Origin of the sequence: Pseudoxanthomonas sp. J31, assembly GCF_000510725.1 — a bacterium.
In the GTDB taxonomy this organism is placed as follows: domain Bacteria; phylum Pseudomonadota; class Gammaproteobacteria; order Xanthomonadales; family Xanthomonadaceae; genus Pseudoxanthomonas.
This window is the reverse complement of record NZ_AZNZ01000008.1, coordinates 58,498-85,348: the sequence shown is the minus strand read 5'-3', so window position 1 is coordinate 85,348 and position 26,851 is coordinate 58,498. Positions and strand designations below refer to the sequence as shown.

Genomic DNA, 26,851 nt, shown 5'->3' with positions numbered 1-26,851 from the left:
CGCCGGCGGGGTTCAGGAAGCCGGCTTGCGGCGGGCGCCGGCCAGGCCGAACAGGGCGATGCCGATCGCGCCGCCGACCACCGCGCAGTCGGCGATGTTGAACGCCGGCCAGTAATAGTCGCGCCAGTGCCACTGGATGAAATCGACCACGTGGCCGTGGACCAGGCGGTCGATCACGTTGCCCAGGGCGCCGCCGATCACCAGCGCGTACGGCAGGGCCTGGCGCCAGTCGCCGCGCGGGGTGCGCCACAGCCACCAGCCCATCAGCCCGCTGATGGCGAAGGCCAACACGCTGAAGAACACGATCTGCCAGCCGCCAGCGTTGGCCAGGAAGCTGAACGCCGCGCCGGTGTTGTAGGTGCGGTACCAGTTCCAGAAGCCCTCGATCACCGGCACGGCGGTGAACTCGGGCAGGCTGGACAGCACCCAGGCCTTGCTCCACTGGTCCAGCACGATCACCGCCGCCGACAGCAGCAGCCACGGCAGCGCGTTCGGGCGCGGGGCGAGACGCGGGCTCAGAACCACCTCCGCGCTTCGCCCGGGCCCTCGATGTTGGACACGCAGCGGCCGCAGGCCTCCGGGTGTCCCGGATGCGTGCCGACGTCGGCGCGGTAGTGCCAGCAGCGCACGCACTTGGGCTTGCTGGTGGGCTGGGCGGTGACGAAGATGCCGTCGGTCTGCGCCGGCACCACGGTCACGTCGCCGCTGATGAACAGGAAGCGCAGTTCCTCGGCCAGCGGCTGCAGGTGGGCGGCGGTCTCGGCGCCGGCGGTCACGGTGATCTCGGCCTCCAGCGCGGCGCCGATCTGGCCGTTGGCGCGCATCGGCTCCAGCACCTTGGCCACCTGCTCGCGCAGCGCCAGCAGGCGCTCGAAGTCGGCCGCGCCCAGCTCCGCGTCCTCCGGCATGGGCGCCAGGCCCTCGTACCAGGTGGCGAACAACACGTTCTCCTCGCGCTGGCCGTCGCCGGTGTCCTTGGGCAGGTAGCCCCACAGCTCGTCGGCGGTGAAGCTGAGGATCGGCGCGATCCAGCGCACGAAGGCCTCGGCGATGCGGTACATCGCGCTCTGCGCGCTGCGGCGGCCGCGCGAGTCCTCGCCCATCGTGTACAGGCGGTCCTTGGTCACGTCCAGGTACAGCGAGCCCAGGTCCACCGAGCAGAAGTTCAGCAGCGCCTGCACGATGCCGGCGAAGTCGTAGCGCTCGTAGGCGGCCTTGATCCTCTCCTGCACTTCCCAGGCGCGGTGCACGATCCAGCGGTCCAGCGCGACCATGTCGTCCAGCGGGCGCAGGTGCCGCGCCGGCTCGAAGCCATGCAGGTTGGCCAGCAGGAAGCGCGCGGTGTTGCGGATGCGGCGGTAGGCGTCGGCGTTGCGCTTGAGGATCTCCTGCGACAGCGACATCTCGTTGGAGTAGTCGGCCGAGGCGATCCACAGGCGCAGGATGTCCGCGCCCAGGGTCTTCATGATGTCCTGCGGCTCGATGCCGTTGCCCAGCGACTTGGACATCTTGCGGCCGTGCTCGTCCACGGTGAAGCCGTGGGTCAGGCACTGCCGGTACGGCGCGGCCTTGTCGATCGCCACGCCGGTCAGCAGCGAGGACTGGAACCAGCCGCGGTGCTGGTCCGAGCCTTCCAGGTACAGGTCGGCCGGCTTGCCCAGGCCGCGCTCCAGCAGGACCGCCTCGTGGGTCACGCCGGAGTCGAACCAGACGTCGAGGATGTCGGTGATCTTCTCGTACTGGCCGGCCTCGTCGCCCAGCAGCTCGGCCGGGTCCAGCGAATACCACACGTCGATGCCGCCCTGCTCCACCCGGTCGGCCACCTGGCGCATCAGCTCGCTGCTGCGCGGGTGCGGCTCGCCGGTCTCGCGGTGCACGAACAGCGCGATCGGCACGCCCCAGGTGCGCTGGCGCGAGATGGTCCAGTCCGGGCGGCCCTCGACCATGGCGGAGATGCGGGCCTTGCCCCACTCCGGGTACCACTTGACCGTGTCGATCGCGGCCAGGGCATCGGCACGCAGGTTGGACTGGTCCATCGAGATGAACCACTGCGGCGTGGCGCGGAACGCGATCGGGGTCTTGTGCCGCCAGCAGTGCGGATAGCTGTGCTCGAGCCTGCTCGCGGCCAGCAGCACGCCGGCCTCGCGCAGCACCTCGACGATGACGTCGTTGGCCTTCCAGATGTGCTGGCCGGCCAGCTCCACGCCGCGCGCGGCCGGGGTCGACGGCAGGTACACGCCGCGGCCGTCGACCGGATTGAGCTGGGCTGCCGTGTACTTCTCGATCAGGCCGTAGGCCTTGCCGACCACGTAGTCCTCCTGGCCGTGCCCGGGCGCGGTGTGGACCGCGCCGGTACCGTCCTCGGCCGACACGTGGCCGCCGAGGATCACCGGGATGGCGCGGTCGGCGTAGAACGGATGCGCCAGCACCTGGTGCTCCAGCGCCGCGCCGGCGGCGCGGCCGTGCACGGTCACGCCGGCCACGCCGTAGCGCTGCAGCGCGCGCTCGGCCAGGGCATCGGCCAGCACCAGCCAGCGGCGGCGACCGCCCTGCCCCGGCCCATCGACCAGGGCGTATTCCAGGTCCGGGCCCAGCGACACCGCCAGCGAGGCAGGCAGGGTCCACGGGGTGGTGGTCCAGATCGGCACCGCGACCTCGACGCCTTCCGGCAGCTCGACGCCGAAGGCGCGCGCCACCGCCTGCGGGTCGCGCGCCAGGTAGGCCACGTCGATCGCCGGGGAGACCTTGTCCTGGTACTCGATCTCGGCCTCGGCCAGGGCCGAGCCGCAGTCGAAGCACCAGTGCACCGGCTTCACGCCGCGGGTCAGGTGGCCGTTGTCGACGATCCTGGCCAGGGCCCGGATCTCGTTGGCTTCGAAGCGGAAGTCCAGGCTGCGGTACGGGTTGTCCCAGTCGCCGATCACGCCCAGGCGCTTGAAGTCCTTGCGCTGGTTCTCGATCTGCGACTGCGCGTATTCGCGGCACTTCTGCCGGAACTCGGTCGCGTCGAGCTTGACCCCGACCTTGCCGTACTTCTTCTCGATCGCGATCTCGATCGGCAGGCCGTGGCAGTCCCAGCCCGGCACGTACGGCGCGTCGAAGCCGGCCAGGTGGCGCGACTTGACGATGATGTCCTTGAGGATCTTGTTGACCGCATGCCCGAGGTGGATCGCGCCGTTGGCATACGGCGGGCCGTCGTGCAGGACGAACAGCGGGCGGCCCTTGGCATGGGCGCGCAGCTTCTCGTAGAGGCGCTCGGACTCCCAGCGCGCGAGGATCTCGGGCTCGCGCCGCGGCAGGTCGCCGCGCATGGGGAAGTCGGTGGCGGGCAGGTGTAGGGTGGCTTTGTAGTCCTGGCTCACGCCGTGGCTCGCAGTCGTTCGGATTCGGAAAGGATGGCGCGCGCCTGCTCGGCATCGCGCTGCATCTGCGCGGTCAGGGCCGGCAGGTCGGGGAATTTCTCCTCGTCGCGCAACTTGGCGACGAACTCGACCTCGATGTGGCACCCGTAGAGGTCGCCGGCGAAGTCGAACAGGTGGGCTTCCAGCAGCGGCTCCACGCCCTCGACCGTGGGCCGGGTACCGAAGCTGGACACCGACGGCCACGGCTGCGCGGCCACGCCGTGCACCCAGGTCGCGTAGATGCCGGACAGCGCCGGCGCCTTGGGGAACCGCAGGTTCGCGGTCGGGAAACCGAGGGTGCGGCCGAGCTGGCGGCCGCGCACCACGCGCCCGCCGATCGCGTAGGGCCGGCCCAGCAAGGAATGCACGCGGGCGAAGTCGCCGGCGACCAGGGCCTCGCGGATGCGGGTGCTGGAGACGCGCTCGCCCTGGGCCTGCACCGGCTCGATCTCGCCGGCGTGGAAGCCCAGTTCCGCGCCCATGGCCTGCAGCAGGGCCAGGTCGCCGCCGCGGCGGTGGCCGAAGCGGAAGTCGGGGCCGATCCACACCTCGCGCGCGCCCAGCCGGCCGGCCAGCACGCGGCGCACGAAGTCCTCGGCCGGCATCGCAGCCAGCGCGGCGTTGAAGCGCAACAGGCCCAGGTGGTCCAGGCCCTGGTCCAGCAGCAGGCGGATGCGGTCGCGCGGCAGGGTCAGGCGCGGCGGCGGGCTGCCGCGGCCGAAGAACTCGCGCGGCAGCGGTTCGAAGCTCAGCGCGACCGCCGCCACGTCCAGCGCGCGTGCGCGCGCCACGGCATGCCGCACCAGCGCCCGATGGCCGAGGTGGAGGCCGTCGAAGGCGCCGATGCAGACCACGCTGCCGCGCGGGCACAGCGACCCGCCATCGACGTCACGGAACAGCCTGCTCATCTGCTTGGGTATGACCTGGGACGCCCCGCGGCGCCAGCCGGCGCCGGCCCGGGGCCGAGCCTGCAAGTATAGCGGCCGGCGCGGGACAAAGGCCCGCGCCGGCCCGCCTCAGCCGCGCAACTCGCGCGGGCGCAGGCCCAGGGCCAGCAGCAGCGCGCCATAGGCCGCCGCGCCGGCGCCGACCATCACCGCCAGCCGCCACGCGCGCTCCCACCAGGCCCAGGCCGACCAGTCCGGCCACAGCCAGCCCAGTCCCAGCACCACCACGGCCAGGGCCAGCGCACCGGCGCCGACCTGCAGCAGCAGGCGGCCCCAGCCGGGCTGGCGCCGGTAGACCCCGGCGCGGCGCAGCATCCAGGCCAGCTGCAGGGCATTGGTCCAGCCGGCCACCGCCACCGCCAGCGCCAGCAGCGCATGGGCGCCGCGCACCGTGCCCAGGGCCGCCACCGCGCTGCCGCCGGCGGCGGCCAGCGCCTGGCGGCCGGTGTCGGTGGCGTACAGCAGGAGGGCGAAGAACAGCAGGGTGCTGGCGACGTTGACCAGCACCGCGAACACCGCCGCGCGCACCGGCGAGCGGGTGTCCTGGCGCGAGTAGAACGCCGGGGCCAGCACCTTCACCAGCAGGAAGGCCGGCACCGCCAGCGATTGCGCGACCAGGCTCAGCGCGCTCATGCGCGCGTCTTCCGCGCCGAACTCGCCGTACTGGAACAGGGTGGCCACCAGCGGCCGGGCGCACAGCACCAGGCCCAGGGTGGCCGGCACGCCGATCAGCACGCACAGGCGGAAGCCCCAGTCCAGGCCGCGCGAGAACCCGTCCGGGTCGGCGCTGGCGTGGCGCGAGGACAGGTGCGGCAGGATCACGGTGCCGATCGCCACCCCGAACATGCCCAGCGGGAACTCCAGCAGGCGGTCGCTGTAGTACAGCCAGGTCATGCTGCCGCCGACCAGCAGCGAGGCCAGCTGGGTATTGATCAGCAGGTTGAACTGCACCACCGAGGAACCGAACAGGGTCGGCACCATCAGCGTCATCACCCGGCGCACGCCGGCATGGGCCAGGTCCAGGCGCGGCCGCGGCAGCAGCCCCAGCTGCGCCAGCGCCGGCAGGTGGAAGGCCAGCTGCAGGATGCCGGCCACCAGCACGCCCCAGGCCAGCACCTTCACCGAACCACCCAGCCAGTGCCCGCCGACCACCGCGGCGGCGATCAGCGCCAGGTTCAGCAGCACCGGCGACAGGGCCGGCACGCCGAAGCGCTGCCAGGTGTTGAGGATGCCGCCGGCCAGCGAGGCCAGGGAGATGAACAGCGCGTACGGGAAGGTGATGCGCAGCATCTCCACGAACAGCGCATAGGTCTCCGGCTCCTCGACGAATCCCGGGACCAGCAGCCGCCCCACCCAGGGCGCGAACAGCAGGACCGCGGCCACCAGCACCAGCAGGGCGGCCAGCAGGGCACCGGTCACGCGGTCGACCAGGGCACGGACCGCGTCGGCGCCGTACTTCTCCTTGTACTCGGCCAGCACCGGCACGAAGGCCATCGAGAACGAGCCCTCGGCCGAGAGCCGGCGCATGAAGTTGGGGATGCGGAACGCGGCGATGAAGGCGTCCATCGCCGGGCTGGCGCCGAAGACGATGGCATACACCTGGTCGCGGACCAGGCCCGATACCCGGGAGACGAAGGTCAGGGAGCTGAACAGTGACGCGGAACGCAACAGGCGGGAGCCGCTCATCGACCGGCCTCCGGGCCGTCTACGGCGGGCCGACCACAACGGTTGACCCAAGCCCTTGAATAAACCATAATTTCGCGTTCGCTGTACTCCACCATACCGTTTTCGTACCCGTTTTTCAGGAATCCACCGCCGTGGCCAACATCAAGTCCGCCAAGAAGCGCGCCAAGCAGACGGTCGTGCGCAACGCGCGCAACACCGCCCAGCGCTCGCAGCTCCGCACCGCCGTCAAGAAGGTCCTCAAGGCCCTGGACGCCAACGACGCCGCCGGCGCCGAGGCCGCCTTCGCCATCGCCCAGCCGCTGCTGGACCGCTTCAGCGCCCGCGGCCTGATCCACAAGAACAAGGCCGCCCGTCACAAGAGCCGCCTGACCGCGCGCATCAAGGCCATCAAGGCCGCCGCCTGATCCCTGGCGGAGGGCGGGCCGCGCAGCGCGCGCCGGCCCTTCCGCGCCAGCCAGGCATACGAAAAACCCGGCTTCGGCCGGGTTTTTCGTTGCGCGGAATCCAGACTCAGGCCGATGCATCTTCATCGGCCTCGGCTTCAGCGTGGCGCTGCCGGTCCAGGAAACCCATCACCTGCTGCATGATCGGCCAGGTGCCCTCGCGGCCCAGGGCCGAGACCAGGAACCAGGGCTGGGTCCAGCCCAGCTCGGCGACGATGGCCTGCGCACGCTCGCGGGCCTCGTCCTCGAACATCAGGTCGGCCTTGTTCAGCACCAGCCAGCGCGGCTTGGCCAGCAGCCCGGGATCGTGCCGCTCCAGTTCGCGCTCGATCGCGCGCACCTGCTCCACCGGTGACATGACCTCCACGCCCTCGTAGCCGTCCATCGGCGCGATGTCGACCAGGTGCAGCAGCAGGCGGGTGCGCTGCAGGTGGCGCAGGAACTGCGCGCCGAGGCCGGCGCCGTCGGCGGCGCCCTCGATCAGGCCCGGGATGTCGGCGATCACGAAGCTGCGGTGCGGCTCGACGCTGACCACGCCCAGGTTCGGATAGAGGGTGGTGAACGGATAATCCGCCACCTTCGGGGTGGCGGCGGAGACCGCGCGCACGAAGGTGCTCTTGCCGGCATTGGGGAAGCCCAGCAGGCCGACGTCGGCCAGCAGCTTCAGCTCCAGCTTCAGCGTGCGCTGCTCGCCCGGCTCGCCCGGGGTCGCCTGGCGCGGGGCGCGGTTGGTCGAGCTCTTGAAGTGCATGTTGCCCAGGCCGCCCTTGCCGCCGCGGGCCACCAGCAGGCGCTGGCCGTGCGCGGTCAGGTCGCCGATGACCTCGTCGGTCTCGACGTTGGTCACCACGGTGCCAACCGGGACGGTGATGAACAGGTCCTCGCCGCCCTTGCCGTACATCTGCCGGCCCATGCCGTTCTGCCCGCGCTGGGCGCGGAAGCGGCGCTCGTGGCGGAAGTCGACCAGGGTGTTGAGGTTCTCGTCGGCGACCAGCCAGACGCTGCCGCCATCGCCGCCGTCGCCGCCGTCCGGACCGCCCAGCGGGATGAACTTCTCGCGGCGGAAGCCGACGCATCCGTTGCCGCCATTGCCGGCGATCACCTCGATTTCAGCTTCGTCGACCAGTTTCATGGGGCAGCAGGACTCGGGAGGGGGAATGCGACGGGGCACAGTCTAGCCGGCCCGGCCCGGCGCGGATGGCGCGGGCCGCGGGTGCCCCAGAAACGGAAAGCCCCGCCTAAGCGGGGCCTGCCGTGCGGTCCGGCCGCGCCAGGCGCGGCCAGCAATCAGGCTTCAGCGACGACGCTGACGGTGCGGCGCTTGGCCGGACCCTTGGTCGTGAACTGGACCTTGCCGTCGACCAGCGCGAACAGCGTGTGGTCGCGGCCCAGGCCGACGCCGGCGCCCGGGTGGAACTGGGTGCCGCGCTGGCGGACGATGATGTTGCCGGCCTCGACGGCCTGGCCGCCGAACACCTTCACGCCCAGGTACTTCGGATTGGAATCGCGGCCGTTGCGCGAGGAGCCTACGCCCTTTTTGTGTGCCATGACGGGATCTCCCTACTGATTAGCCGGCGATGCCGGTGATTTCGATTTCGGTGTAGTGCTGGCGGTGGCCCTGCCGCTTCATGTGGTGCTTGCGGCGGCGGAACTTGATGATCTTGACCTTGTCGGCGCGGCCGTGGCCGACGACCTTCGCGGTCACGCTCGCGCCCTTGAGGGCGTCACCGACCTTGATCCCGTCGCTGTCGCCCAGCAGCAGGATGTTGTCGAACTTGATCTCGGAGCCGGCCTCGGCCTCGAGCTTCTCGACGCGGAGCTTCTCGCCCTGCGCCACGCGGTACTGCTTACCGCCGGTTACCAGAACTGCGTACATGACCAGGCATTCCTCTGTTGTTATTGTGGTCAACCCTGCCCGCGGATGGGCGGACAGAAGCGGAATTGTAGGGGTCCGGCCAGGCCCGGGTCAAGCCACCCCCATGGACCTGAACGGCGGCCCCGGCCCGCCGCCGGGCGGGTTGCGGGCGCGGCCCGTTGCCCCCAAATCGGGCGTTCCCTTACGCTGGCGCATTGCCTCCGCAGAGCCCCCACTGATGGATGCCATCAAGATCCGCGGCGCGCGGACCCACAACCTCAAGAACATCGACGTCGACCTGCCGCGCGACAAGCTGATCGTGATCACCGGCCTGTCCGGGTCCGGCAAGTCGTCGCTGGCGTTCGACACCATCTACGCCGAGGGCCAGCGGCGCTACGTGGAGTCGCTCTCGGCCTACGCCCGGCAGTTCCTCAGCGTGATGGAGAAGCCGGACGTCGACCACATCGAGGGCCTGTCCCCGGCCATCTCGATCGAGCAGAAGTCGACCTCGCACAACCCGCGCTCGACCGTCGGCACCATCACCGAGATCTACGACTACCTGCGCCTGCTGTACGCGCGGGTGGGCATCCCGCGCTGCCCGGACCACGGCTACCCGCTGGAGGCCCAGACCGTGGGCCAGATGGTCGACCAGGTGCTGGCCCTGGACCCGGAGCAGCGCTGGATGCTGCTGGCCCCGGTGGTGCGCGAGCGCAAGGGCGAGCACGTGCAGGTATTCGAGCAGCTGCGCGCCCAGGGCTTCGTCCGGGTGCGGGTCGACGGCACCCTGCACGAGATCGACGCGGTGCCGGCCCTGGCCCTGCGCCAGAAGCACACCATCGAGGCGGTGATCGACCGCTTCCGCCCGCGCGAGGACATCAAGCAGCGCCTGGCCGAGTCGTTCGAGACCGCGCTCAAGCTGGGCGACGGCATGGCCATGGTCATGTCGCTGGACAACCCGGACGCGCCGCCGCAGCTGTTCTCGTCCAAGTACTCCTGCCCGGTGTGCGACTACTCGCTGCCGGACCTGGAGCCGCGCCTGTTCTCATTCAACGCGCCGATGGGCGCCTGCCCATCCTGCGACGGCCTGGGCATGGCCGAGTTCTTCGACCCGGCACGGGTGGTCGCGCACCCGGAGCTGTCGCTGGCCGCCGGCGCGGTGCGCGGCTGGGACCGCCGCAACGCCTACTACTTCCAGCTGATCAACTCGCTGGCCAGGCACTACCGCTTCGACCCGGACACCCCGTGGAACCAGCTGCCCGAGCACGTGCAGCAGGCGATCCTGTACGGCAGCGGCGACGAGGTGATCACCTTCACCTACCTCACCGAGGCCGGCGGCCGCACCCAGCGCAAGCACCGCTTCGAGGGCATCATCAACAACCTCGAGCGCCGCTACCGCGAGACCGAGTCGGCGGCGGTGCAGGAGGAGCTGGGCAAGTACATCTCCGAGCGCGCCTGTCCCGAGTGCGGCGGCGCCCGGCTCAACCGGGCCGCGCGCAACGTGTTCGTCGCCGACCGCGCCCTGCCCGAGCTGGTGGTGATGCCGATCGACGAGGCCCTGGCCTTCTTCCGCGACCTGAAGCTGCCGGGCTGGCGCGGCGAGATCGCGGCCAAGATCGTCAAGGAGATCAACGAGCGGCTGGGCTTCCTGGTCGACGTCGGCCTGGACTACCTGACCCTGGAGCGCAAGGCAGACACCCTGTCCGGCGGCGAGGCCCAGCGCATCCGCCTGGCCAGCCAGATCGGCGCCGGCCTGGTGGGCGTGATGTACGTGCTCGACGAGCCCTCCATCGGCCTGCACCAGCGCGACAACGAGCGCCTGCTGGGCACCCTCACCCGCCTGCGCGACCTGGGCAACACGGTGATCGTGGTCGAGCACGACGAGGATGCGATCCGCGCCGCCGACCACGTGCTGGACATCGGCCCCGGCGCCGGCGTGCACGGCGGCGAGGTGGTCGGCCAGGGCACCTTGGAGGACCTGGTGCGCTCGCCGCGCTCGCTGACCGGCCAGTACCTGTCCGGAAAGCGCAGGATCGAGGTGCCGGCCAGGCGCCACAAGCCGAACCCGAAGATGACCCTGCGCCTGTACGGCGCCAGCGGCAACAACCTCAAGGACGTCGACCTGGAGATCCCGGCCGGGCTGTTCACCTGCGTCACCGGCGTGTCCGGCTCGGGCAAGTCGACCCTGATCAACGACACCCTGTTCGCGCTGGCGGCCAACGAGATCAACGGCGCCTCGCACCCGGTGGCGCCGTACCGCGAGGTCGAGGGCCTGGACCTGTTCGACAAGATCGTCGACATCGACCAGTCCCCGATCGGCCGCACCCCGCGCTCCAACCCGGCCACCTACACCGGCCTGTTCACCCCGCTGCGCGAGCTGTTCGCGCAGGTGCCGGAGGCGCGCGCGCGCGGCTACTCGCCGGGCCGCTTCAGCTTCAACGTGCGCGGCGGCCGCTGCGAGGCCTGCCAGGGCGACGGCCTGATCAAGGTCGAGATGCACTTCCTGCCGGACGTGTACGTGCCCTGCGACGTGTGCGGCGGCAAGCGCTACAACCGCGAGACCCTGGACATCCTGTACAAGGGCCACAGCATCCACGACGTGCTGGAGATGACGGTCGAGGACGCGCTGCGGCTGTTCGAGAACGTCCCGCCCATCGCCCGCAAGCTGGAGACCCTGGTCGACGTGGGCCTGAGCTACGTCAAGCTCGGCCAGAGCGCGACCACCCTGTCCGGCGGCGAGGCGCAGCGCGTGAAGCTGTCCAAGGAGCTGTCGCGGCGCGATACCGGCCGCACCCTGTACATCCTCGACGAGCCGACCACCGGCCTGCACTTCCACGACATCGAGCACCTGCTGGGCGTGCTGCACCGGCTGCGCGACGAGGGCAACACCGTGGTGGTGATCGAGCACAACCTGGACGTGATCAAGACCGCCGACTGGATCGTGGACCTCGGTCCGGAGGGCGGCCACCGCGGCGGCCAGATCATCGCCACCGGCACGCCGGAGGAGATCGCCGCCAACCCGGTCTCGCACACCGGCCGCTTCCTGGCCAAGCTGCTGCCGGAAACGAAGACGCCGCGCGGCAGCAAGCCCGCCGCCGTGGCGAAGGATCCGGTGCTGCCGCCGCGCAAGAGCGCGGCGAAGAAGGCCCCGGCAAGGAAAACCAAGAGCAGGACCGCATGACCGCAACCTCCCCCACCCCGCAGCCGCGCCTGCTGGCGCGCGTGCCGATCAGCGTGCGCTGGCGCGACATGGACGCCATGGGCCACGTCAACAACGCCAAGTACGTGTCCTACCTGGAAGAAGCGCGCGTGCGCTGGATGCAGGGCGTGCCGGGCGTGTCCATGAGCGACCGCATCGCCCCGGTCGTGGCCGCCACCAACGTCAACTACCGCGCGCCGATCGTGTGGCCCAACGACATCGTCGTGGAGCTGTTCGTCGAGCGCCTGGGCAACAGCAGCGTCACCATCGGCCACCGCATCCTCGACCAGAAGGACGAGCGCATCCTGTACTCGGACGGCAACGTGGTGGTGGTCTGGATGGACACCCAGACCGGCCGCAGCGCGCCGCTGCCGGACGCGATCCGCGCCGCCGCGGCCTGACCGCCTGTCCGGCACCGGCCGGGCGCCGGCTCCGCCTTCGTTTTCCGGGAACGCCGCGCCTGCCGGGCGCGGCGGGCCTCAGCGCGCGCCCGGGTCGCGCACCACCAGCATGTCCACCGGCGAGGTCTCGAGCAGGCGCTGGGCCACGCTGCCCAGCAGCACGTCGGCCATCGCGCTGCGCCCGCGCGAGGCGACCACCGCCAGGTCGACCGGGAACTGCGCGGCGTACAGCCGCAGCAGCAGGGACGGGTCGCCGCGCTCGGCCACCAGGCTGACCGCGCTGGCGCCGCCGGGCGGCTCGCACGCGGCGATGAAGGCCCGGCCCTCGGCTTCGGCGCGGCTGCGCGCGGCGGCCCGCAGTTGGTCGCGGGCGGCGTCGGCCAGCCCGGCCAGCGGCGCCTCGTAGCCGTGCAGCACGCTGACCGCGGCATCCGGGAACAGCGCCGCCGCGGTGCGGAACGCATGCGCCGAGGCCGCCGACCAGTCGCTGGCCACGGCCATGCGCCGGTACGGCCCGTGCGTGCGCCGGCGCACCACCAGCACCGGCAAGGGCGAGCGCCGCGCCAGCTGGTCCACGGTCGAACCCAGCACCAGCCGGCCCAGCGGCTCCTGCCGGGCGACGCCGGTGACCACCAGGCCGCAGCCTTCCTCGTGCGCCACTTCCAGCAGGCGCTCGGCGACCCGGCCGCCCTGCTCGACCCGCAAGGTAACGTCGACGCCGCGCGCGGCCGCGTCGTCGCGCAGCTGCTTCTCCGCCGCGTGCACCGGGTCGCTGCCGCGGTACCAGTCCGGCGGATCGCGGACCAGCATGGCGTGGGCCTCGACCGCGTTGGCGTCGACCACGTTGGCCACCACCAGGCGCGCGTCCCAGGCCCGGGCCAGCTGCAGCGCGCGGTCCAGCGCGCGGTCGCTGCGCGCGTCCAGGTCGCTGGCCAGCAGGATCGAACGTGGCCAGCCCTTCGATTCGCTCATGCCTCCCCTCCCTTCAGGCCGCGGCTTGGGCCTGGAGCCATGTGGCACGCCCCGCGCGGGGCGGCTCAGTGATGGTGGTGCGCGTGCGGGTCGGCCGCGGCCGGCCCGGGCGCGGCGCGGCGCACGGCCAGCTCCACCGGCACCTCGCGGCCGTCGGCCAGCAGCAGCACCAGCGGCACGCGCTCGCCCTCGGCCAGGGCCTTGCCCGGCTGCATCAGCATCAGGTGCAGGCCGCCCGGCTGCAGCACCGCCTCGCCGTGCACCGGCAGCGGCAGCCGCTCCAGCTCGCGCATGCGGCTGAGGCCGTCGACCTGGGTGGTCTCGTGCACGCTGACCTCGGCGAACGCCGGGCTGCGTGCGCCGACCACCGCCACCGCCTCGCCGCAGTGGTTGGCGATGCGGCCGAAGCCGGCCAGCATGCGCGGCTGCGGCACCGGCGACAGCCGGATCCAGCCGTCCTCCATCACCACGCAAGCGGCCTTCGCATCGTCCGATGCGGGCGTGGCGGCGCGGGTGGCGGCGGGGAGCGCGGCCAGGGCGGCCGCGATGGCGATCGGGAGCAGTCGTCGGATGTCCATGGCCCCTATCATAGCCGCCCCATACGCATGCCACCGGACCGCCCATGAACGCCTTCGTGCAGACCATCGACCACGGCCGCATCCGCGAACTGCGCCTGGCGCGCCCGCCGGTCAACGCGCTGGATCCGGCGTTGTGCCGGGCGCTGATCGCCGGCCTGGAGACCGCGGTGGCCGAGGACATGGACGCGGTGGTGGTGTCCGGCGCGCCGGGCATGTTCTCCGCCGGCCTGGACGTGCCCTACCTGATGTCGCTGGGCGAGGACCGCCACGCCCTGCAGGCGGCCTGGGGCGCGTTTTTCGGCGCGGCGCGCGCGCTGGCCGGGTTGCGCATCCCGGTGGTGGCGGCGGTCACCGGACATGCACCGGCCGGCGGCTGCGTGCTGTCGCTGTGCTGCGACTACCGGATCATGGCGCGCTCGCCGGATCCAGCCAGACCGTTCGCCATCGGCATGAACGAGACCCAGGTCGGCCTGGCCGTGCCCGATGGCGCGCAGCAGCTGATGCGGCGGGTGGTCGGCCACCACCGCGCCGAGCGCCTGCTGGTCGCCGGGGCCATGGTTCCGGACCAGGAAGCGCTGCGCATCGGCCTGGTCGACGAGCTGGTCGCGGTGGAGGAAGTGGTGCCGCGCGCCCTGGCCTGGCTGGAGCCGCTGCTGCGCCTGCCGCGCGCGCCGATGCTGCAGACCCGCGCCCTGGCCCGCGCCGACCTGGTGCGCGCGCTGGACCCGGACCACCTGCACCTGGACCGCTTCGTCGACGGCTGGTACGAGCCGGACACCCAGGCCGGCCTGCGCGCCCTGCTGGCGAAGCTCGGCAAGGCCTGAGCGCTCAGCCCGGCCACGGCTCCAGGTGCTCGGCCAGCACCTGGGCCAGCCAGTCCATCACCTCGCGCACCCGGCGCGGCATGTGCCGCTGCAGCGGATACAGCAGGCTGACCGGCATCGGCGCGGCCGGCAGCTGCGGCAGCACCTCGACCAGGCGGCCGTCGGCCAGCGCCTCGCGCACGCCGAAGCGCGGCAGCTGGATCAGGCCCAGCCCGGCCAGGGCCGCGCCGACATAGGCCTCGCCGTTGTCCACGATGACCGCACCCGGCAGCTCCAGGCTGGCATGGCCGCCGCCGGGCAGCGGGTACTCGAACCCTTCCGGCTTCTGGCCGAAGGCCACCGCGAACTGCACCAGGCGGTGGGAGGCCAGGTCCTCCAGCGTGCGCGGCATGCCGTGGCGCTCCAGGTAGGCCGGACTGGCGCAGGTGACCACCGGCGCCAGGCCCAGGCGCCGCGCGACCAGGCTCGGATCGACGACGTCACCGGTACGCACCACGCAGTCATAGCCCTCGCGCACCACGTCGACCCGGCGCTCGCCGGCGCCCAGCTCGATCTGCAGCCCCGGGTGCGCCTCCAGGAACGCCCCCAGCCGCGGCAGCACCAGCTGCCGGGCCATGCCGCCGGACATGCCGATCCGCACCCGGCCGCTGAGCTGCTGCGGCTCGCGCCGGAACATGCTTTGCAGCTCCTCGGCCTCGCCGAGGAAGTCGCGGCAGCGCTCCAGGAACAGCGCGCCGTCGCCGGTCAGCTGTACCCGCCGCGTGGTGCGGTGGAACAGCTGGGTGCCCAGCTCCGCCTCCAGCCGGCGCACCGCCGTGGACACGCTGGCCTTGGGCAGGCCCAGGCTGTCGGCGGCGCGGGTGAAGCCGCCAAGTTCGGCGACGCGGAGGAAGATGCGGTAATGCTCGAGCTGGTCCATGGACTGTTCACCACAGGCGAACAAAGAAATCGGATTAGCCGAGTTTATCAGCCAATCTGGCACCAATAGCCTGTGCGTGTCCCATTCCTCCCCACGCACGGAGCCTCGCCATGGATACCCCCGCCTCCCCCGTCACCCTGATCACCGGCGGCAGCCGCGGCCTCGGCCGCAACGCCGCCATCCACCTGGCCCGCGCCGGCCACGACCTGATCCTCACCTACCGCAGCAAGGCCGCCGAGGCCGAAGCCGTCGCCGCCGAGCTGCAGGCGCTCGGGCGCCGGGTCGCGGTGCTGCCGCTGGACGTGGCCGACAGCGGCAGCTTCGCGGCCTTCGCCGGACGCGTGCGCGAGGTGCTGGCCGGCTGGGGCCGGCAGCGGTTCGAGCACCTGGTCAACAACGCCGGCACAGGCCTGCACGTGCCCTTCGCCGAGACCACCGAGGCGCAGCTGGACGAGATGTACCGGATCCACTTCAAGGGCCCGTACCTGCTGACCCAGGCCCTGCTGCCGCTGCTTGCCGACGGCGGCCGCATCCTCAACATCTCCAGCGGCCTGGCCCGCTTCAGCATGCCCGGCACTTCGGCCTACGGCTCGATGAAGGGCGCGGTGGAGGTGCTGACCCGCTACCTGGCACGCGAACTTGGCGAGCGCCGGATCAGCGTCAACACCCTGGCCCCGGGCGCGATCGAGACCGACTTCGGCGGCGGCCGCCTGCGCGACGACCGCCAGCTCAATGCCTGGGTCGCCTCGCAGACCCCGCTGGGACGCGTCGGCCAGCCGGACGACATCGGCGGCGCGGTGGCCGCGCTGCTGGGCCCGGGCACGGCCTGGATCAACGGCCAGCGCATCGAGGCCTCCGGCGGCATGCTGCTCTGAGCCCGGATGCCGCCCCGGCGGGCTGCGGCCCGCCGGGTGGCCTACTGGGCGCTGCGCGCCACCGGGCGCGAGGGATCGGCGATCCAGCCGCTCCAGGACCCGGCGTAGACCCGCGCGCCGGACAGCCCGGCGTGCTCCATCGCCAGCAGCAAGTGGCAGGCGGTGACGCCGGAGCCGCACATCAGCACCGCATCCGGCGGCGCCCAGCCATGCAGCAGCGGCTCCAGCTCGGCGCGCAGTTCCTGCGCGGGGCGGAAGCGGCCATCGCGCAGGTTCAGGGTGAAGGGACGGTTGACCGCGCCGGGCACGTGGCCGGCGACCGGATCGATCGGTTCGACCTCGCCGCGGAAGCGCTCGGCACCGCGCGCGTCCAGCAGCCAGCCGGCCGGCTCGCCCAACCGCTGCAGCACGTCCGCCGCGGTGGCGATGCGGGCCTGGTCGTAACCGGGCGAGGGATACGGCGGCAGCGGCGCCGGCGCTCCGGCGCCATCGCCGGATTCGGGCAGGCCGGCAGCGCGCCAGGCGGCCAGGCCGCCGTCCAGCACCGCCACCCGGGCATGGCCCAGCAGGCGCAGCAGCCACCAGGCGCGTGCCGCGGCCATGCTGCCGTCGCCGGCGTCGTAGACCACCACCTGGTGCTCCGGGCCGATGCCCCAGGCGCCCACGCGCCGGGCGAAATCCTCCGCGCGCGGCAGCGGATGCCGGCCTTCGCCCTGCACGTCGTGGTCGGACAGGTCGCGGTCCAGGTCGGCGTGGCGCGCGCGCGGCAGGTGCGAGGCCGCGAACGCGGCGGCGCCGGCCTGCGGATCGGCCAGCACCGCGCGCGCGTCGAGCAGGCGCAGGCCGGGGTCGTCCAGCCGCGCCGCCAGCGCGGGCACGTCCACCAGGGTGGTCCAGTGCATGCCGCTCATCTCCCCTCCTCCAGGCGTCTCCTCAGGTTGTACAGGATCGCCGCGGTCGCGCCCCAGATGCGCTGTTCCGGCCAGTCGTACTCCAGCACGGTGCGGGTGCGTCCGCGGTAGTCCATGTCGATCCGGCGCAGGCGCGCCGGCTCCATCAGGTAGTCCAGCGGCACCTCGAACACCTGCGCCACCTCGCCAGGCTCCGGGCGCGGCACGAAGTCCGGGTCGACCGCCGCCACCACCGGGGTGATGCGGAAGCCGCTGATGGTCAGCAGCGGATCGAGGTAGCCCAGCGGCGCGACCTGGCCCACGGGCAGCGCGATTTCCTCGTGGCTCTCGCGCAGCGCCGCCGCCAGCACGCCGCGGTCCGCCGACTCCACCCTTCCGCCGGGGAAGCTGACCTGGCCGCCATGGTGGCGCAGGCCATCGGTGCGCAGGGTCAGCAGCACCCGCGTGCCCTCCACGCGCGGGACCAGGCCAACCAGCACCGCGGCCTCGGCCGGGGCATGCGGGCCGAGCAGGTCGGCCAGTTCGTCGCGGTTCCAGCCCGGCTCGCGCGGCGGCTGGCGCAACGGGTGCAGCACCCGCTGCAGGCCGTCCCGCTCGCGCAGGCGCTGCACGAAGACCTGGCGTTGCCGCTGGCGCTGCTGCAAGACCTCCTCCATCAGGCGCCGGCGCTGGCCCTCGTCCATCCGGCTCCAGGCACCGATTTCCTCGCCGCTGCGCAGGCAACCTTCGCACAGACCGTCGCGGTCCAGGCGGCACAGCCCGATGCACGGGCTGGAAACGGTAGCCAGGTCTGGGGAAACGCTCACGTCACGGGATCCTGCAGGGCCGGAAACGACTGCGCCGGCACGAAGCCGGCGCAGCAACACGGACGGCGGTGGCCGCCGCGTATTACTTGACCGACACCAGCTTGATCTCGAACACCACCGCCACGTTCGGCGGGAAGCCGGTGCGCGGGTCGGCGCCGTAGGCCTTGTCCGGCGGCAGGGCGACTTCCCACTTGGAGCCGGCCGGCATCTGCAGCAGGACCTCGCGCATGGCCGCCATCTCGACCTCGCTGACCTTGATCGACGGGATCTGCTGTGCCGGGCGCGCCTGCTCCGGGCGCTGGCCGTAGGGGTACGGACCGGCAACCTCCAGCTGCACGGTGCTGGCCTGGGTCGGCTTGGCACCGTTGCCGGCCTCGACCACCTTGTAGGCCACGCCGCTGGGCAGGGTCTTCACGCCCGCCTGGCCCTTGTAGCTGGCGATGAACTGGTCGGAGCGGGTCTTGTTCTCCGCGGCGGCCTTGTCGTACTGGGCCTTGGCCTCCTGCATGCGGGCCTGCTCGCGCTTCTGGAAGGCTTCCAGGGCCGGGCGCAGCTGCTCGGCGGTGATCGCCGGCTCCTTCTTGGCCAGGGCGTCCTGCAGGCCCTTGACCACCGAATTGACGTCGAGCTGCTCGCCGCGGGCCTGCAGTTCGGCAAGGTTGTTGCCGTAGTCATAGCCGAAGTAGTAGCTCAGCTTGCCCTTCTCGGACGTGGTGTCCTGGGCGAGGGCACTGCCGGCCACGGCCATGGCGGCAAGGGCGACAGCGATCGGACGCAACTTCATCAAGTTCTTCTCCGGAAGGGGGACGGTCGGCCCCGGGTGTTCGACGCGCTAGGATAGCCGCCGCTTGGTTGCCCGCGCCAGAGCGCGCGGGACAGGCCTGTGACCGTGGCGGACCCGCGAAGTTCCGCCGCTTCCTTCACATTCCCGAACCGTACCGACAAGGAGCCCCATGGCGTCCAGTCCCGTCACCGTCCGCGACGCCGATGGCGTCCGCACCATCACCATCGACCGTCCCGAGCGGCTCAACGCCCTGGACCGGCAGACCCTGGAGGCGCTGGACGCGGCCTTTGCCGCGGCGTCGGCCGATACCGCCGTGCGCGTGGTGGTACTCACCGGCGCCGGCCCCAAGGCCTTCGTGGCCGGCGCCGACATCGCCGAGATGAACCAGCTCGGCCCGATCGAGGCACGCGAGTTCTCCCTGCTGGGCCAGCGCCTGATGCGCCGGATCGAGCGCATGCCCAAGCCGGTGATCGCCGCGGTCAACGGCTACGCCCTGGGCGGCGGCCTGGAACTGGCCATGGCCTGCCACCTGCGCATCGCCGCCGACAGCGCGCGCCTGGGCCAGCCGGAAATCAACCTGGGCCTGGTCCCGGGCTTCGGCGGCACCCAGCGCCTGCTGCGCCTGTGCGGCCGCGCCGCGGCGCTGGAGCTGTGCCTGCTCGGCAAGCCCATCGATGCCGCCCGCGCCCTTCAGCTGGGCCTGGTGAACCGTGTGGTCCCGGCCGCGGAACTCGAGTCCGAGGTCGCCACCCTCGCCGGCAGCCTGGCCACGGCCGCGCCGCTGGCGCTGCGCGCGGTCCTGGACGCGGTGGTGGTCGGCGGCGAGTGCGCGATCGAGGAAGGCCTGCAGTTCGAGACCGCGCAGTTCGCCCTGCTGTTCGCCACCGAGGACATGCGCGAGGGCACCTCCGCCTTCCTCGGCAAGCGCACCCCGCAGTTCCGCAACCGCTGACCGGGCGATGGCGACGATGCAGGACCCGGCCCGCCAGGCGCAGCGCGCGCGCCTGCTCGCGCTGCTGGCCGATGGCGACCTCGACGCCGCGCTGCAGGCCGGGCTGATGGACTACCCCGCCTCGCCCGCCGCGGCGGAGGACGCGCCGCTGCTTGCGGCGCAACAGCGCCTGCGCACGGCCTGGGCCGCGCGCGAGCGGCACCGCGCGCGCGCCGCGCGGCTGGAGCGGATTGCCGCCGAGCGCGAGGCCCGGCGCCGCGCCGCGGCCGTTCCGGCCGACGCGCCCGCGTCCAACCCGGCCCTGCCGCCCGCGGCGGCGGCGGCCCTGGCCCGCGCGCGGGCGCGCGCGGCGGCGGGGCGCAAGCCATGAGCAAGGTGGTACGCAAGCGCGCCTCGGGTCCCGGCGCCGCCGTCCCGGGACCGGCCGCCCGGCCCGCGGCCGCGAACAAAGCCGGCACGGCCGCGAAGGCGCGCGAGGCCGCGGCCAAGCCGCGCATCCGCGCCCGCGCCGGGCGGTTGGCGCCGGCGGAAGTACGCGAGCTGTTCTCGCGCCTGCGCGAGCTCAACCCGCATCCGACCACCGAGCTGGAATACAGCACGCCGTTCGAGCTGCTGGTGGCGGTGGCGCTGTCGGCGCAGGCCACCGACGTGGGCGTGAACAAGGCCACCCGCCGCCTGTTCCCGGTGGCCAACACGCCGCAGGCGATCCTGGCCCTGGGCGAGGACGGGCTGAAGCGCTACATCAACTCCATCGGCCTGTACAACGCCAAGGCGGCCAACATCATCGCCACCTGCCGGATCCTGCTGGAACGGCACGGCGGCGAGGTGCCGCGCCAGCGCGAGGCGCTGGAGGCCCTGCCCGGGGTGGGCCGCAAGACCGCCAACGTGGTGCTCAACACCGCCTTCGGCGAGCCCACCATCGCGGTGGACACGCACATCTTCCGCGTCTCCAACCGCACCGGGCTGGCCCCGGGCAAGGACGTGCGCGCGGTGGAGGACGCGCTGCTGCGCACGGTGCCGGCGGAGTTCATGCAGGACGCGCACCACTGGCTGATCCTGCACGGCCGCTACGTGTGCAAGGCGCGCAAGCCGGACTGCCCGCGCTGCGTGATCCGCGACCTCTGCCGCTTCCCGGACAAGACCCCGGGCAGCGCCGAGGGCTGAAAAGGCCGGAGGCCGCAACGCGGCCTCCGGGATGGCCGGCCTCCCGCGCGGGAAGCCGGCATTGGCTGGCGACGCTCCCGCTTACTCGTCGCGGTCGCGGAACGGCTTGCGCGGCAGGCGCTCGTCGCGGTTGGCCGCATGCCAGGCGAACGAGGCAATGATCGCCGCGGCCTGCTTCAGGTCCTCCGGCACGACGTGGTCGTAGGTGTCCAGGTGGGTGTGGTGGACGCGGGTGAAGTAGTCCGCCGGGTCCTGCACGAACTGGAAGCCGGGCAGGCCGACGCGGTCGAACGAGACGTGGTCGGTGCTGCCGGTGTTGCGGGTGGTCACGATCTCCGCGCCCAGGTCGTGGAACGGCTCCAGCCAGGCCTTGAAGATCGGCACCACGGCGTGGTTCTCCTGGGCGTAGATGCCGCGGATGCGGCCGGTGCCGTTGTCGAAGTTGAAGTAGCCGGCGAAGCGGTCGTAGCCGCGCTTGCGCTGCAGCGGGCCGGTACCGCGCTGGAACGCGCGCGGCAGTGCCTTCTGCTCCGGATCGGTGGGTTCCGGCCAGTCGGCCAGGTACTTGGCGACGTAGCCGGCCGAGCCGTGCAGGCCCTGCTCCTCGCCGCCCCACAGCGCCAGGCGGATGGTGCGCTTCGGCTTGGCGCCGACCGCCTTGAGGATGCGCATGGCCTCCATCATCACCACCACGCCGGCGCCGTTGTCGCTGGCGCCGGTGCCGGTGTGCCAGGAGTCCAGGTGCGCGCCGATGACCACCACCTCGTCGGCCTTGCTGCCGCCCGGCAGGTCGGCGAACACGTTGCTCGCCGGCAGGTCTTCCTCGCTGGTGAAGCCGGCATCGATGTCAAGGCGCAGGCGCACGTCCTGCTTGCGCTCGACCGCGCGCACCAGCTGGTTGTAGTGCTCGGCGGCGACCACCAGTTCGGTCACGCCCGCCGCCTCGCCGGCCTTGCGCGAGCCGCCGCCGGTGACGCGCAGGATGCCGTTGTCCCAGGAGCTGATCGACAGCGTCGCCAGCACGCCCTCCTCGGCCAGGAAGGCGTTGAGCTCGCGCGAGAATTCCTGGCGCTTGCGGTACTCGGCCAGGCGCTTCTGCTGCGCGCCTTCCTCGGCATCCTCCGGCACCGGGAAGGTCTGCAGCTCGCCCAGGTCGTCGTGGCTGTGGCGGCGGAAGTCGGGCTTGTCGTTCGGCTTGTACTTGCGCGCGTCGTCCAGCAGCACGATCTTGCCGCGCAGCTGGCCCTTGTGCTTCTCCAGGTCCTCGCGGGTCTTGAGCGCGGCCTTGACCACCTCGCCCTCGACCTGGCCCTGGGTGCCCGGCGTCCACGCCTTGGGCGCCGCGTGGATCGGCATCTGCCGCGGCGACAACATCTCCACGCGCGAGGCGCGGTATTCCCAGCCGCGGCCGAACGCCGGGTCGTAGACCTCCTCGTGCACGTTGGCCAGGCCATAGCCCTGCAGCTTGGCCTTGGCCCATTCGGTCGACCGCGCATAGGCGGGCGAATTGGTCAGGCGCGGACCGACGGTCTCGGTCAGCTCCTTGAGGTTGGCCGGCGCCTGCGACCTTGCGAATGCTTCCTGCCGGATCCTGGCCACCATGTCCAGGTCCACCGGCTCCCCTGCGTGCGCGCCGGACACGCCCGACGCCGCCACCAGTCCCGCCAACACCATGCTACGCAGCATGCCCGCCACTTCGTCTTACTCCCCTGTCAGGAACACAACCACCGACCCTCCGGCGCACGCGGCCCGGCGTGGAATCGGTCACGGAAAAGGCCGCGCCGGTTTCGCGCTACGCGCGAAACCGGCGCGGCCGAACCCCTATCCTAAGCGCAAGGGAGCCCGCGACGCGCCTGACTTCCGGCACATGCCCGCCGCGGCCGCGGCGGGCAGTGCACTACCGGGCCTCAGCCGGCCGCATCCACGGCGCGCGCCGGCTGCGGCGGATGCGCGGAACCGCGGCCGAAGCGCCGCGCGAACCATCCGCCCAGGTCGTCCACCACGGTATACGCGGCCGGGATCACCACCAGGCTCAGCAGGGTCGAGGTGATCAGGCCGCCGATCACCGCGATGGCCATCGGCGCGCGGAAGCTGGAATCGCCCGACAGGCCCAGCGCGATCGGCATCATGCCCGCGCCCATCGCCAGGGTGGTCATGATGATCGGCCGGGCGCGCTTGCGGCAGGCGTCGACCAGCGCGTCGTGCTGGCTCATGCCCTGCTCGTCCTCGGCGATCACCGCGTAGTCCACCAGCAGGATCGAGTTCTTGGTGGCGATGCCGATCAGCATCAGCAGCCCGATGAGCGCCGGCAGCGACAGCATGTTCTGGGTCAGCAGCAGCGCACCGAACGCGCCGCCGGCGCACAGCGGCACCGCCACGAGGATGGTCAGCGGCATCAGCGCATGGTTGAACAGCAGCAGCAGGACCATGTAGATGCAGGCGATGCCGGCGACCATCGCCAGCAGGAAGCCGACGAACAGCTCGACGAACACCTCCGCGTCGCCGGCGTTGAGGAACTCCACGCCCGGCGGCAGGTTGCGCACGCTTGGCAGCGACTGCACCTCTTCCATCACCTCGCCCAGCGGCCGCCCGCTCAGTTCCGCGGTCAGGGTGATGTTGCGCTGGCGCTGGTAGCGCGAGACCTGGGTCGGGCCGCTGCCCATGCCGATCTCGGCCACCGCGGCCAGCGGCACCGGGCCATTGCGCCCGTTCACCCGCAGCTGTCCGAGCAGCGAAGGATTGTCCAGCGCCGACTCGGCGAAGCCCACCCGGATCGGGATCTGGCGGTCCGGCAGGTTGAGCTTGGCCATGCGCTGGACGTAGTCGCCCGAGGTGGCGATGCGGGCGGCCTCGGCGATGTCGGCGGTGGACACGCCCAGGTCGGCGGCGCGCGCCGGGTCGGGTTCGATCCGGATCTCCGGGCGCAGCAGCGAGGCCGAGGATGTGATGCTGCCCAGGCCGGGGATGCCGCGCAGCTCGCGCTCCAGCGCCAGCGCGGTCTCGTTGAGCTGGCGCGGATCGTCGCCCGCCAGCACCAGCTGCATCACGTTGCCCGGTTCGGAGCTGATGTAGCTCACGCGCACGCCCGGCAGGACCGACAGGCGCCGGCGCACCTCGCGCTCCAGCGCGGTCTGGTCGCGCCCGCGCTCCTCCGCCTTGCCCCAGTCCAGCACCAGGGTGGCCTTGCGCGCCTCGCCCACCGGCGGCGCCGAAGGGTCGCCCAGGTCCAGGACGCTGCCCACCGTGGTGTAGACCTGCTTGAGCTCGGGCATGTCGGCCAGCATGTGGCGGGCACGCTCCGCCACCGCCACGGTCTGCTCCAGCCGCGTGCCCGGCGGCAGTTCCAGGCTCAGGTTGCTGCGCCCGAGGTCCGAGACCGGGATGAAGGTCGCGGGGATCAGCGGCACCAGGGCCAGCGAGGCGACGAACAGGCCGGTCGCGATCCACAGCGTGCGTGCGCGGTGGCGCAGGGCCGCGTCCACCCAGCCCAGGTACCAGCGCATCAACCGCGAATCCCGCTCCTCCCTGCCGTGCGGCTTGAGCAGGCAGGCGGCCATCATCGGCGTGAGCAGGCGCGCCACCAGCAGCGAGAACAGCACCGCGGTCGCCGCGGTCCAGCCGAATTCGCGGAAGAACTTGCCGGCGACGCCGGGCATGAACGCGACCGGCACGAACACCGCCGCCAGGGTCAGGGAGGTGGCGATCACCGCATTGCCGATCTCCCCGGCGGCCTCGCGGGCGGCCTCGAGCGGGGTCTTGCCCATGCGCAGGTGGCGGACGATGTTCTCGATCTCCACGATCGCATCGTCCACCAGGATGCCGACCACCACCGCCAGCGCCAGCAGGGTGATCATGTTGAGGCTGAAGCCCAGCCAGTGCATCACCGCGAAGGTCGGCACGATCGACAGCGGCAGCGCCACCGCCGAGACCCAGGTCGCGCGCCAGTCGCGCAGGAACAGCCACACCACCACCAGCGCCAGCAGCGCGCCTTCCCACAGCATCGTCATCGACGAGTCGTATGAGCGGTGGGTCTCGTCGATGGCGGTGGCGACCAGGCGGAAGTCGATGCCGGGATGGTTGGCCTTGAGCTGCTCCAGCGCCGCCTGCACCCCGGCCTCCACCTCGACCTCGCTGGAGCCACGGGTCCGGGACATGGAGAAGGCGACCACCGGCTTGCCGTCCAGCAGGGCGGCCTCGGCCGGATCGGCGGCGGCGTCGCTGACCCGCGCCAGCGCCGACAGCCGCACCGCGCGCCCGTCGGGCAGGCTGATGCTGTAGTCCTCCAGCTCGCGCGCATCGGCCACCGTGCCGATGGTGCGGATCACCTGCTCGCCGCCGGCCTGCAGGGCGCGGCCGCCCGCGCGCTCGACCTGGATCTTCGCCAGCTGCGAGGACACATCGCCGGCGGTGACGCCGAAGGCCTGCAGCGCATCGGGATCCAGGTCCACGCGCACCTGGCGCTCCACGCCACCCACGCGCGTGACCTCGGCCACGCCGGGCACGCCGTACATGGCGCGGGTGACCTCGCGGTCGACGAACCAGCTGGCCTCGTCCTGGCTCATCCGCGGCGCGACCAGCGCATAGGTCATCAGCGCGCCGCCGATGTCCACCTTGGAGACCACCGGTTCCTGGATGTCCTGGGGCAGGTCGGTGCGGACGCGGGTGACCGCGTCACGGACGTCGTCCAGCGCGGTGGCCAGGTCCACCTCGAGCTGGAACTCGACCATGGTGGTGCTCACGCCCTCGTTGACCGAGGACATGATCCGCTTGACGTTGGGGATCGTGGCCACCGAGTCCTCGATCCTGCGGGTGACCTCGGCCTCCAGCTGGGTCGGGGAGGCCCCGGGCAGCACCACGGTGACCGTGGTCATCGGAAAGGCGATGTCGGGAAAGCGCGCCACCGGCAGCCTGTGGAAGCCCCACAGGCCGGCCACGCACAGCACGAAGAACACCATCACCGCCGGCAGCGGCCGGCGGATGGCCCAGGCGGAGATGTTCATGGCGCGCCGGCCTCCGTGTCCGTGTCCGCGACCACGCGCACGCGGTCGCCCTCGCCAAGGAAACCGGCGCCCTTCACCACCACCTGGCGGCCAGGCTCGAGTCCTTCGACGATCTCGATCCGCCCCGCCTCGGCCAGGCCGGTGCGCACGCGCCGCCGCTGCACCACCTGGCCATCGTCGAGCACGAACACGTAGGCGTGGCCGTCGCGCTGGACCACCGCCTCGCTGGGCAGCATGAGCGCCTGGCCTGAGCCGGTGACGATGCGCCCTTCCAGGTAGACGCCGGCCTTCAACGGACCGGGCTCGGGCAGGTCGACGTAAAGCGTGCCAGTGCGTGACTCCGCGTCCACGCCGGGACTGACCGCGCGCACGCGGCCGCTGATGGTGCTGCCCTGGTAGGCCAGCTCCACCGGGTTGCCGACCTCGACCAGGGCCAGCTGCCGTTCGGGCAGTTCCGCGCGCCATTCGAGCCGGCCGTCGCGGATCAGGCGCAGCAGCTCGGTGCCGGCGGCGACCACCTGGCCCGGCTGCACCATCCGCCTGGAGACGATGCCGTCGGCCGGCGCACGCAGCTCGGCGAAGTCGCGTTGCAGCTGCGCCGCGTCGCGCCGCGCACGGGCGGTGGCCAGCTGCGCCTCGGCCTGGATGCGCAGCGCGCGCAGCTCGTCGAGCTGGCTGGCACTGATGAGCTGTCGCGCGGCGAGGGTCTCGGCACGACTGTAGTTGGCGCGCGCCAGGGCGAGCGCGGCCTCGGCCTCCTGCATCGACGCACGCGCCTGGGCCAGTTCGCTGTCCAGGGTGCGGTGGTCCAGGGTCAACAGCACCTGGCCGGCACGCACCTGCTGCCCCACGTCCACGTTGAGCGCGGTGACGCGCAGTCCGTTGAGCTCGACGCCCAGCTGCATCTCCTCGTAGGCGGCCACCGGACCGGAGACGCGCAGGCTGCGCGCGACCTGCTGCAGGCGCGGCGCCTCCGCCGTCACCGCAGGCGGTTGCGCGGCCTCCTCCGTTGCCTCGCCGCCGCAGCCGGCCAGCACTGCCAGCAGCGCCATCGCCAGCACGGGCTGGCGCAGGATCCTTGCTTTCATGGGAACTCCAGTCACGATCGCAGACCGCGCCCTGGACACGGGTACGGCT

The 26,851-nt window shown here is 72.1% G+C and carries 24 protein-coding genes; 8 read left to right on the top strand and 16 right to left on the bottom strand.

What is annotated here, in order from left to right; genetic code table 11:
- Positions 1 to 12: 12 nt before the first annotated feature.
- From lspA to murJ, 4 genes are all read right to left on the bottom strand, one after another.
- Complete coding sequence (gene lspA, locus PSEJ31_RS0110215) at positions 13 to 519, bottom strand: signal peptidase II (RefSeq protein WP_028915391.1); 507 nt, start codon at positions 517 to 519, stop codon at positions 13 to 15.
- Positions 516 to 3,362, bottom strand: a complete 2,847-nt coding sequence (gene ileS / locus PSEJ31_RS0110210) for an isoleucine--tRNA ligase (protein WP_028915390.1) — start codon at positions 3,360 to 3,362, stop codon at positions 516 to 518. Before ileS ends, lspA begins: the two co-directional genes overlap by 4 nt.
- The gene (locus tag PSEJ31_RS0110205; protein ID WP_028915389.1) at positions 3,359 to 4,309 is read right to left on the bottom strand and encodes a bifunctional riboflavin kinase/FAD synthetase; all 951 of its coding nucleotides are present in this window, start codon (positions 4,307 to 4,309) and stop codon (positions 3,359 to 3,361) included. The genes ileS and PSEJ31_RS0110205 overlap by 4 nt, the downstream gene beginning before the upstream one ends.
- Before the next feature lie 108 nt (positions 4,310 to 4,417).
- Complete coding sequence (murJ, locus tag PSEJ31_RS0110200) at positions 4,418 to 6,034, bottom strand: murein biosynthesis integral membrane protein MurJ (protein ID WP_019398867.1); 1,617 nt, start codon at positions 6,032 to 6,034, stop codon at positions 4,418 to 4,420.
- Between the two features lie 131 nt (positions 6,035 to 6,165).
- Here murJ and rpsT point away from each other — a divergent pair, with 131 nt between their 5' ends.
- Positions 6,166 to 6,438, top strand: coding sequence for a 30S ribosomal protein S20 (gene rpsT / locus PSEJ31_RS0110195; protein ID WP_019398868.1), 273 nt, complete (start codon positions 6,166 to 6,168; stop codon positions 6,436 to 6,438).
- Positions 6,439 to 6,544: 106 nt separating this feature from the next.
- Here rpsT and cgtA read toward each other — a convergent pair whose 3' ends face one another.
- From cgtA to rplU, 3 genes are all read right to left on the bottom strand, one after another.
- Positions 6,545 to 7,609 carry an Obg family GTPase CgtA gene (gene cgtA, locus PSEJ31_RS0110190; protein ID WP_028915388.1) on the bottom strand — a complete coding sequence of 355 codons (1,065 nt, stop codon included), beginning with the start codon at positions 7,607 to 7,609 and terminating at the stop codon, positions 6,545 to 6,547.
- Between the two features lie 155 nt (positions 7,610 to 7,764).
- Complete coding sequence (gene rpmA / locus PSEJ31_RS0110185) at positions 7,765 to 8,025, bottom strand: 50S ribosomal protein L27 (protein WP_019398870.1); 261 nt, start codon at positions 8,023 to 8,025, stop codon at positions 7,765 to 7,767.
- Positions 8,026 to 8,044: 19 nt separating this feature from the next.
- A complete protein-coding gene (rplU, locus tag PSEJ31_RS0110180; protein WP_019398871.1) occupies positions 8,045 to 8,353 on the bottom strand; it encodes a 50S ribosomal protein L21 in 309 nt (102 codons plus the stop codon).
- Positions 8,354 to 8,570: 217 nt separating this feature from the next.
- Between rplU and uvrA the strand changes: the two genes are divergently transcribed.
- Both uvrA and PSEJ31_RS0110170 read left to right on the top strand, forming a co-directional pair.
- The gene (gene uvrA, locus PSEJ31_RS0110175; protein ID WP_028915387.1) at positions 8,571 to 11,510 is read left to right on the top strand and encodes an excinuclease ABC subunit UvrA; all 2,940 of its coding nucleotides are present in this window, start codon (positions 8,571 to 8,573) and stop codon (positions 11,508 to 11,510) included.
- The gene (locus PSEJ31_RS0110170; protein WP_019398873.1) at positions 11,507 to 11,929 is read left to right on the top strand and encodes a thioesterase family protein; all 423 of its coding nucleotides are present in this window, start codon (positions 11,507 to 11,509) and stop codon (positions 11,927 to 11,929) included. The genes uvrA and PSEJ31_RS0110170 overlap by 4 nt, the downstream gene beginning before the upstream one ends.
- Before the next feature lie 78 nt (positions 11,930 to 12,007).
- Here the strand turns inward: PSEJ31_RS0110170 and PSEJ31_RS0110165 are convergent, their stop codons facing one another.
- Together PSEJ31_RS0110165 and PSEJ31_RS0110160 are read right to left on the bottom strand one after the other, a co-directional pair.
- Positions 12,008 to 12,901, bottom strand: coding sequence for a universal stress protein (locus PSEJ31_RS0110165; protein ID WP_028915386.1), 894 nt, complete (start codon positions 12,899 to 12,901; stop codon positions 12,008 to 12,010).
- Between the two features lie 65 nt (positions 12,902 to 12,966).
- Positions 12,967 to 13,479, bottom strand: coding sequence for a copper chaperone PCu(A)C (locus PSEJ31_RS0110160; RefSeq protein ID WP_037034991.1), 513 nt, complete (start codon positions 13,477 to 13,479; stop codon positions 12,967 to 12,969).
- Between the two features lie 44 nt (positions 13,480 to 13,523).
- Here PSEJ31_RS0110160 and PSEJ31_RS0110155 point away from each other — a divergent pair, with 44 nt between their 5' ends.
- On the top strand, positions 13,524 to 14,303 hold the full coding sequence (locus tag PSEJ31_RS0110155) for an enoyl-CoA hydratase/isomerase family protein (protein ID WP_019398876.1): 780 nt from the start codon (positions 13,524 to 13,526) through the stop codon (positions 14,301 to 14,303).
- Between the two features lie 4 nt (positions 14,304 to 14,307).
- Here the strand turns inward: PSEJ31_RS0110155 and PSEJ31_RS0110150 are convergent, their stop codons facing one another.
- Positions 14,308 to 15,222 (bottom strand): LysR family transcriptional regulator, encoded by a 915-nt coding sequence (locus tag PSEJ31_RS0110150; RefSeq protein ID WP_084220849.1) that lies wholly within the window; start codon positions 15,220 to 15,222, stop codon positions 14,308 to 14,310.
- Positions 15,223 to 15,332: 110 nt separating this feature from the next.
- Here PSEJ31_RS0110150 and PSEJ31_RS0110145 point away from each other — a divergent pair, with 110 nt between their 5' ends.
- A complete protein-coding gene (locus PSEJ31_RS0110145) occupies positions 15,333 to 16,097 on the top strand; it encodes an SDR family oxidoreductase (protein WP_019398878.1) in 765 nt (254 codons plus the stop codon).
- Between the two features lie 41 nt (positions 16,098 to 16,138).
- Here PSEJ31_RS0110145 and PSEJ31_RS0110140 read toward each other — a convergent pair whose 3' ends face one another.
- The 3 genes from PSEJ31_RS0110140 to PSEJ31_RS0110130 form a co-directional block, all read right to left on the bottom strand.
- Entirely contained in the window at positions 16,139 to 17,008 is an 870-nt protein-coding gene (locus PSEJ31_RS0110140) for a sulfurtransferase (protein WP_028915383.1), read from the bottom strand.
- The gene (locus PSEJ31_RS0110135; protein ID WP_084220848.1) at positions 17,005 to 17,814 is read right to left on the bottom strand and encodes a CoA pyrophosphatase; all 810 of its coding nucleotides are present in this window, start codon (positions 17,812 to 17,814) and stop codon (positions 17,005 to 17,007) included. Before PSEJ31_RS0110135 ends, PSEJ31_RS0110140 begins: the two co-directional genes overlap by 4 nt.
- Positions 17,815 to 17,896: 82 nt before the next feature.
- On the bottom strand, positions 17,897 to 18,598 hold the full coding sequence (locus PSEJ31_RS0110130) for an FKBP-type peptidyl-prolyl cis-trans isomerase N-terminal domain-containing protein (protein ID WP_019398881.1): 702 nt from the start codon (positions 18,596 to 18,598) through the stop codon (positions 17,897 to 17,899).
- Positions 18,599 to 18,767: 169 nt separating this feature from the next.
- Here PSEJ31_RS0110130 and PSEJ31_RS0110125 point away from each other — a divergent pair, with 169 nt between their 5' ends.
- Genes PSEJ31_RS0110125 through nth form a run of 3 tightly spaced genes read left to right on the top strand, consistent with a single transcriptional unit; the run spans position 18,768 to position 20,714 of the window.
- A complete protein-coding gene (locus tag PSEJ31_RS0110125) occupies positions 18,768 to 19,550 on the top strand; it encodes an enoyl-CoA hydratase-related protein (RefSeq protein WP_019398882.1) in 783 nt (260 codons plus the stop codon).
- Positions 19,551 to 19,566: 16 nt separating this feature from the next.
- Positions 19,567 to 19,920 (top strand): hypothetical protein, encoded by a 354-nt coding sequence (locus PSEJ31_RS0110120; protein ID WP_125076627.1) that lies wholly within the window; start codon positions 19,567 to 19,569, stop codon positions 19,918 to 19,920.
- Positions 19,917 to 20,714: an endonuclease III gene (nth, locus tag PSEJ31_RS0110115; protein ID WP_232211014.1), complete on the top strand. Its 798-nt coding sequence runs from the start codon at positions 19,917 to 19,919 to the stop codon at positions 20,712 to 20,714. Before PSEJ31_RS0110120 ends, nth begins: the two co-directional genes overlap by 4 nt.
- 81 nt (positions 20,715 to 20,795) lie before the next feature.
- Here nth and PSEJ31_RS0110105 read toward each other — a convergent pair whose 3' ends face one another.
- From PSEJ31_RS0110105 to PSEJ31_RS0110095, 3 genes are all read right to left on the bottom strand, one after another.
- Positions 20,796 to 22,400, bottom strand: coding sequence for a M20/M25/M40 family metallo-hydrolase (locus PSEJ31_RS0110105; RefSeq protein ID WP_028915379.1), 1,605 nt, complete (start codon positions 22,398 to 22,400; stop codon positions 20,796 to 20,798).
- 221 nt (positions 22,401 to 22,621) lie between these two features.
- The gene (locus PSEJ31_RS0110100) at positions 22,622 to 25,714 is read right to left on the bottom strand and encodes an efflux RND transporter permease subunit (RefSeq protein ID WP_028915378.1); all 3,093 of its coding nucleotides are present in this window, start codon (positions 25,712 to 25,714) and stop codon (positions 22,622 to 22,624) included.
- Positions 25,711 to 26,802 (bottom strand): efflux RND transporter periplasmic adaptor subunit, encoded by a 1,092-nt coding sequence (locus tag PSEJ31_RS0110095; RefSeq protein ID WP_028915377.1) that lies wholly within the window; start codon positions 26,800 to 26,802, stop codon positions 25,711 to 25,713. Before PSEJ31_RS0110095 ends, PSEJ31_RS0110100 begins: the two co-directional genes overlap by 4 nt.
- Between the last annotated feature and the right edge of the window lie 49 nt (positions 26,803 to 26,851).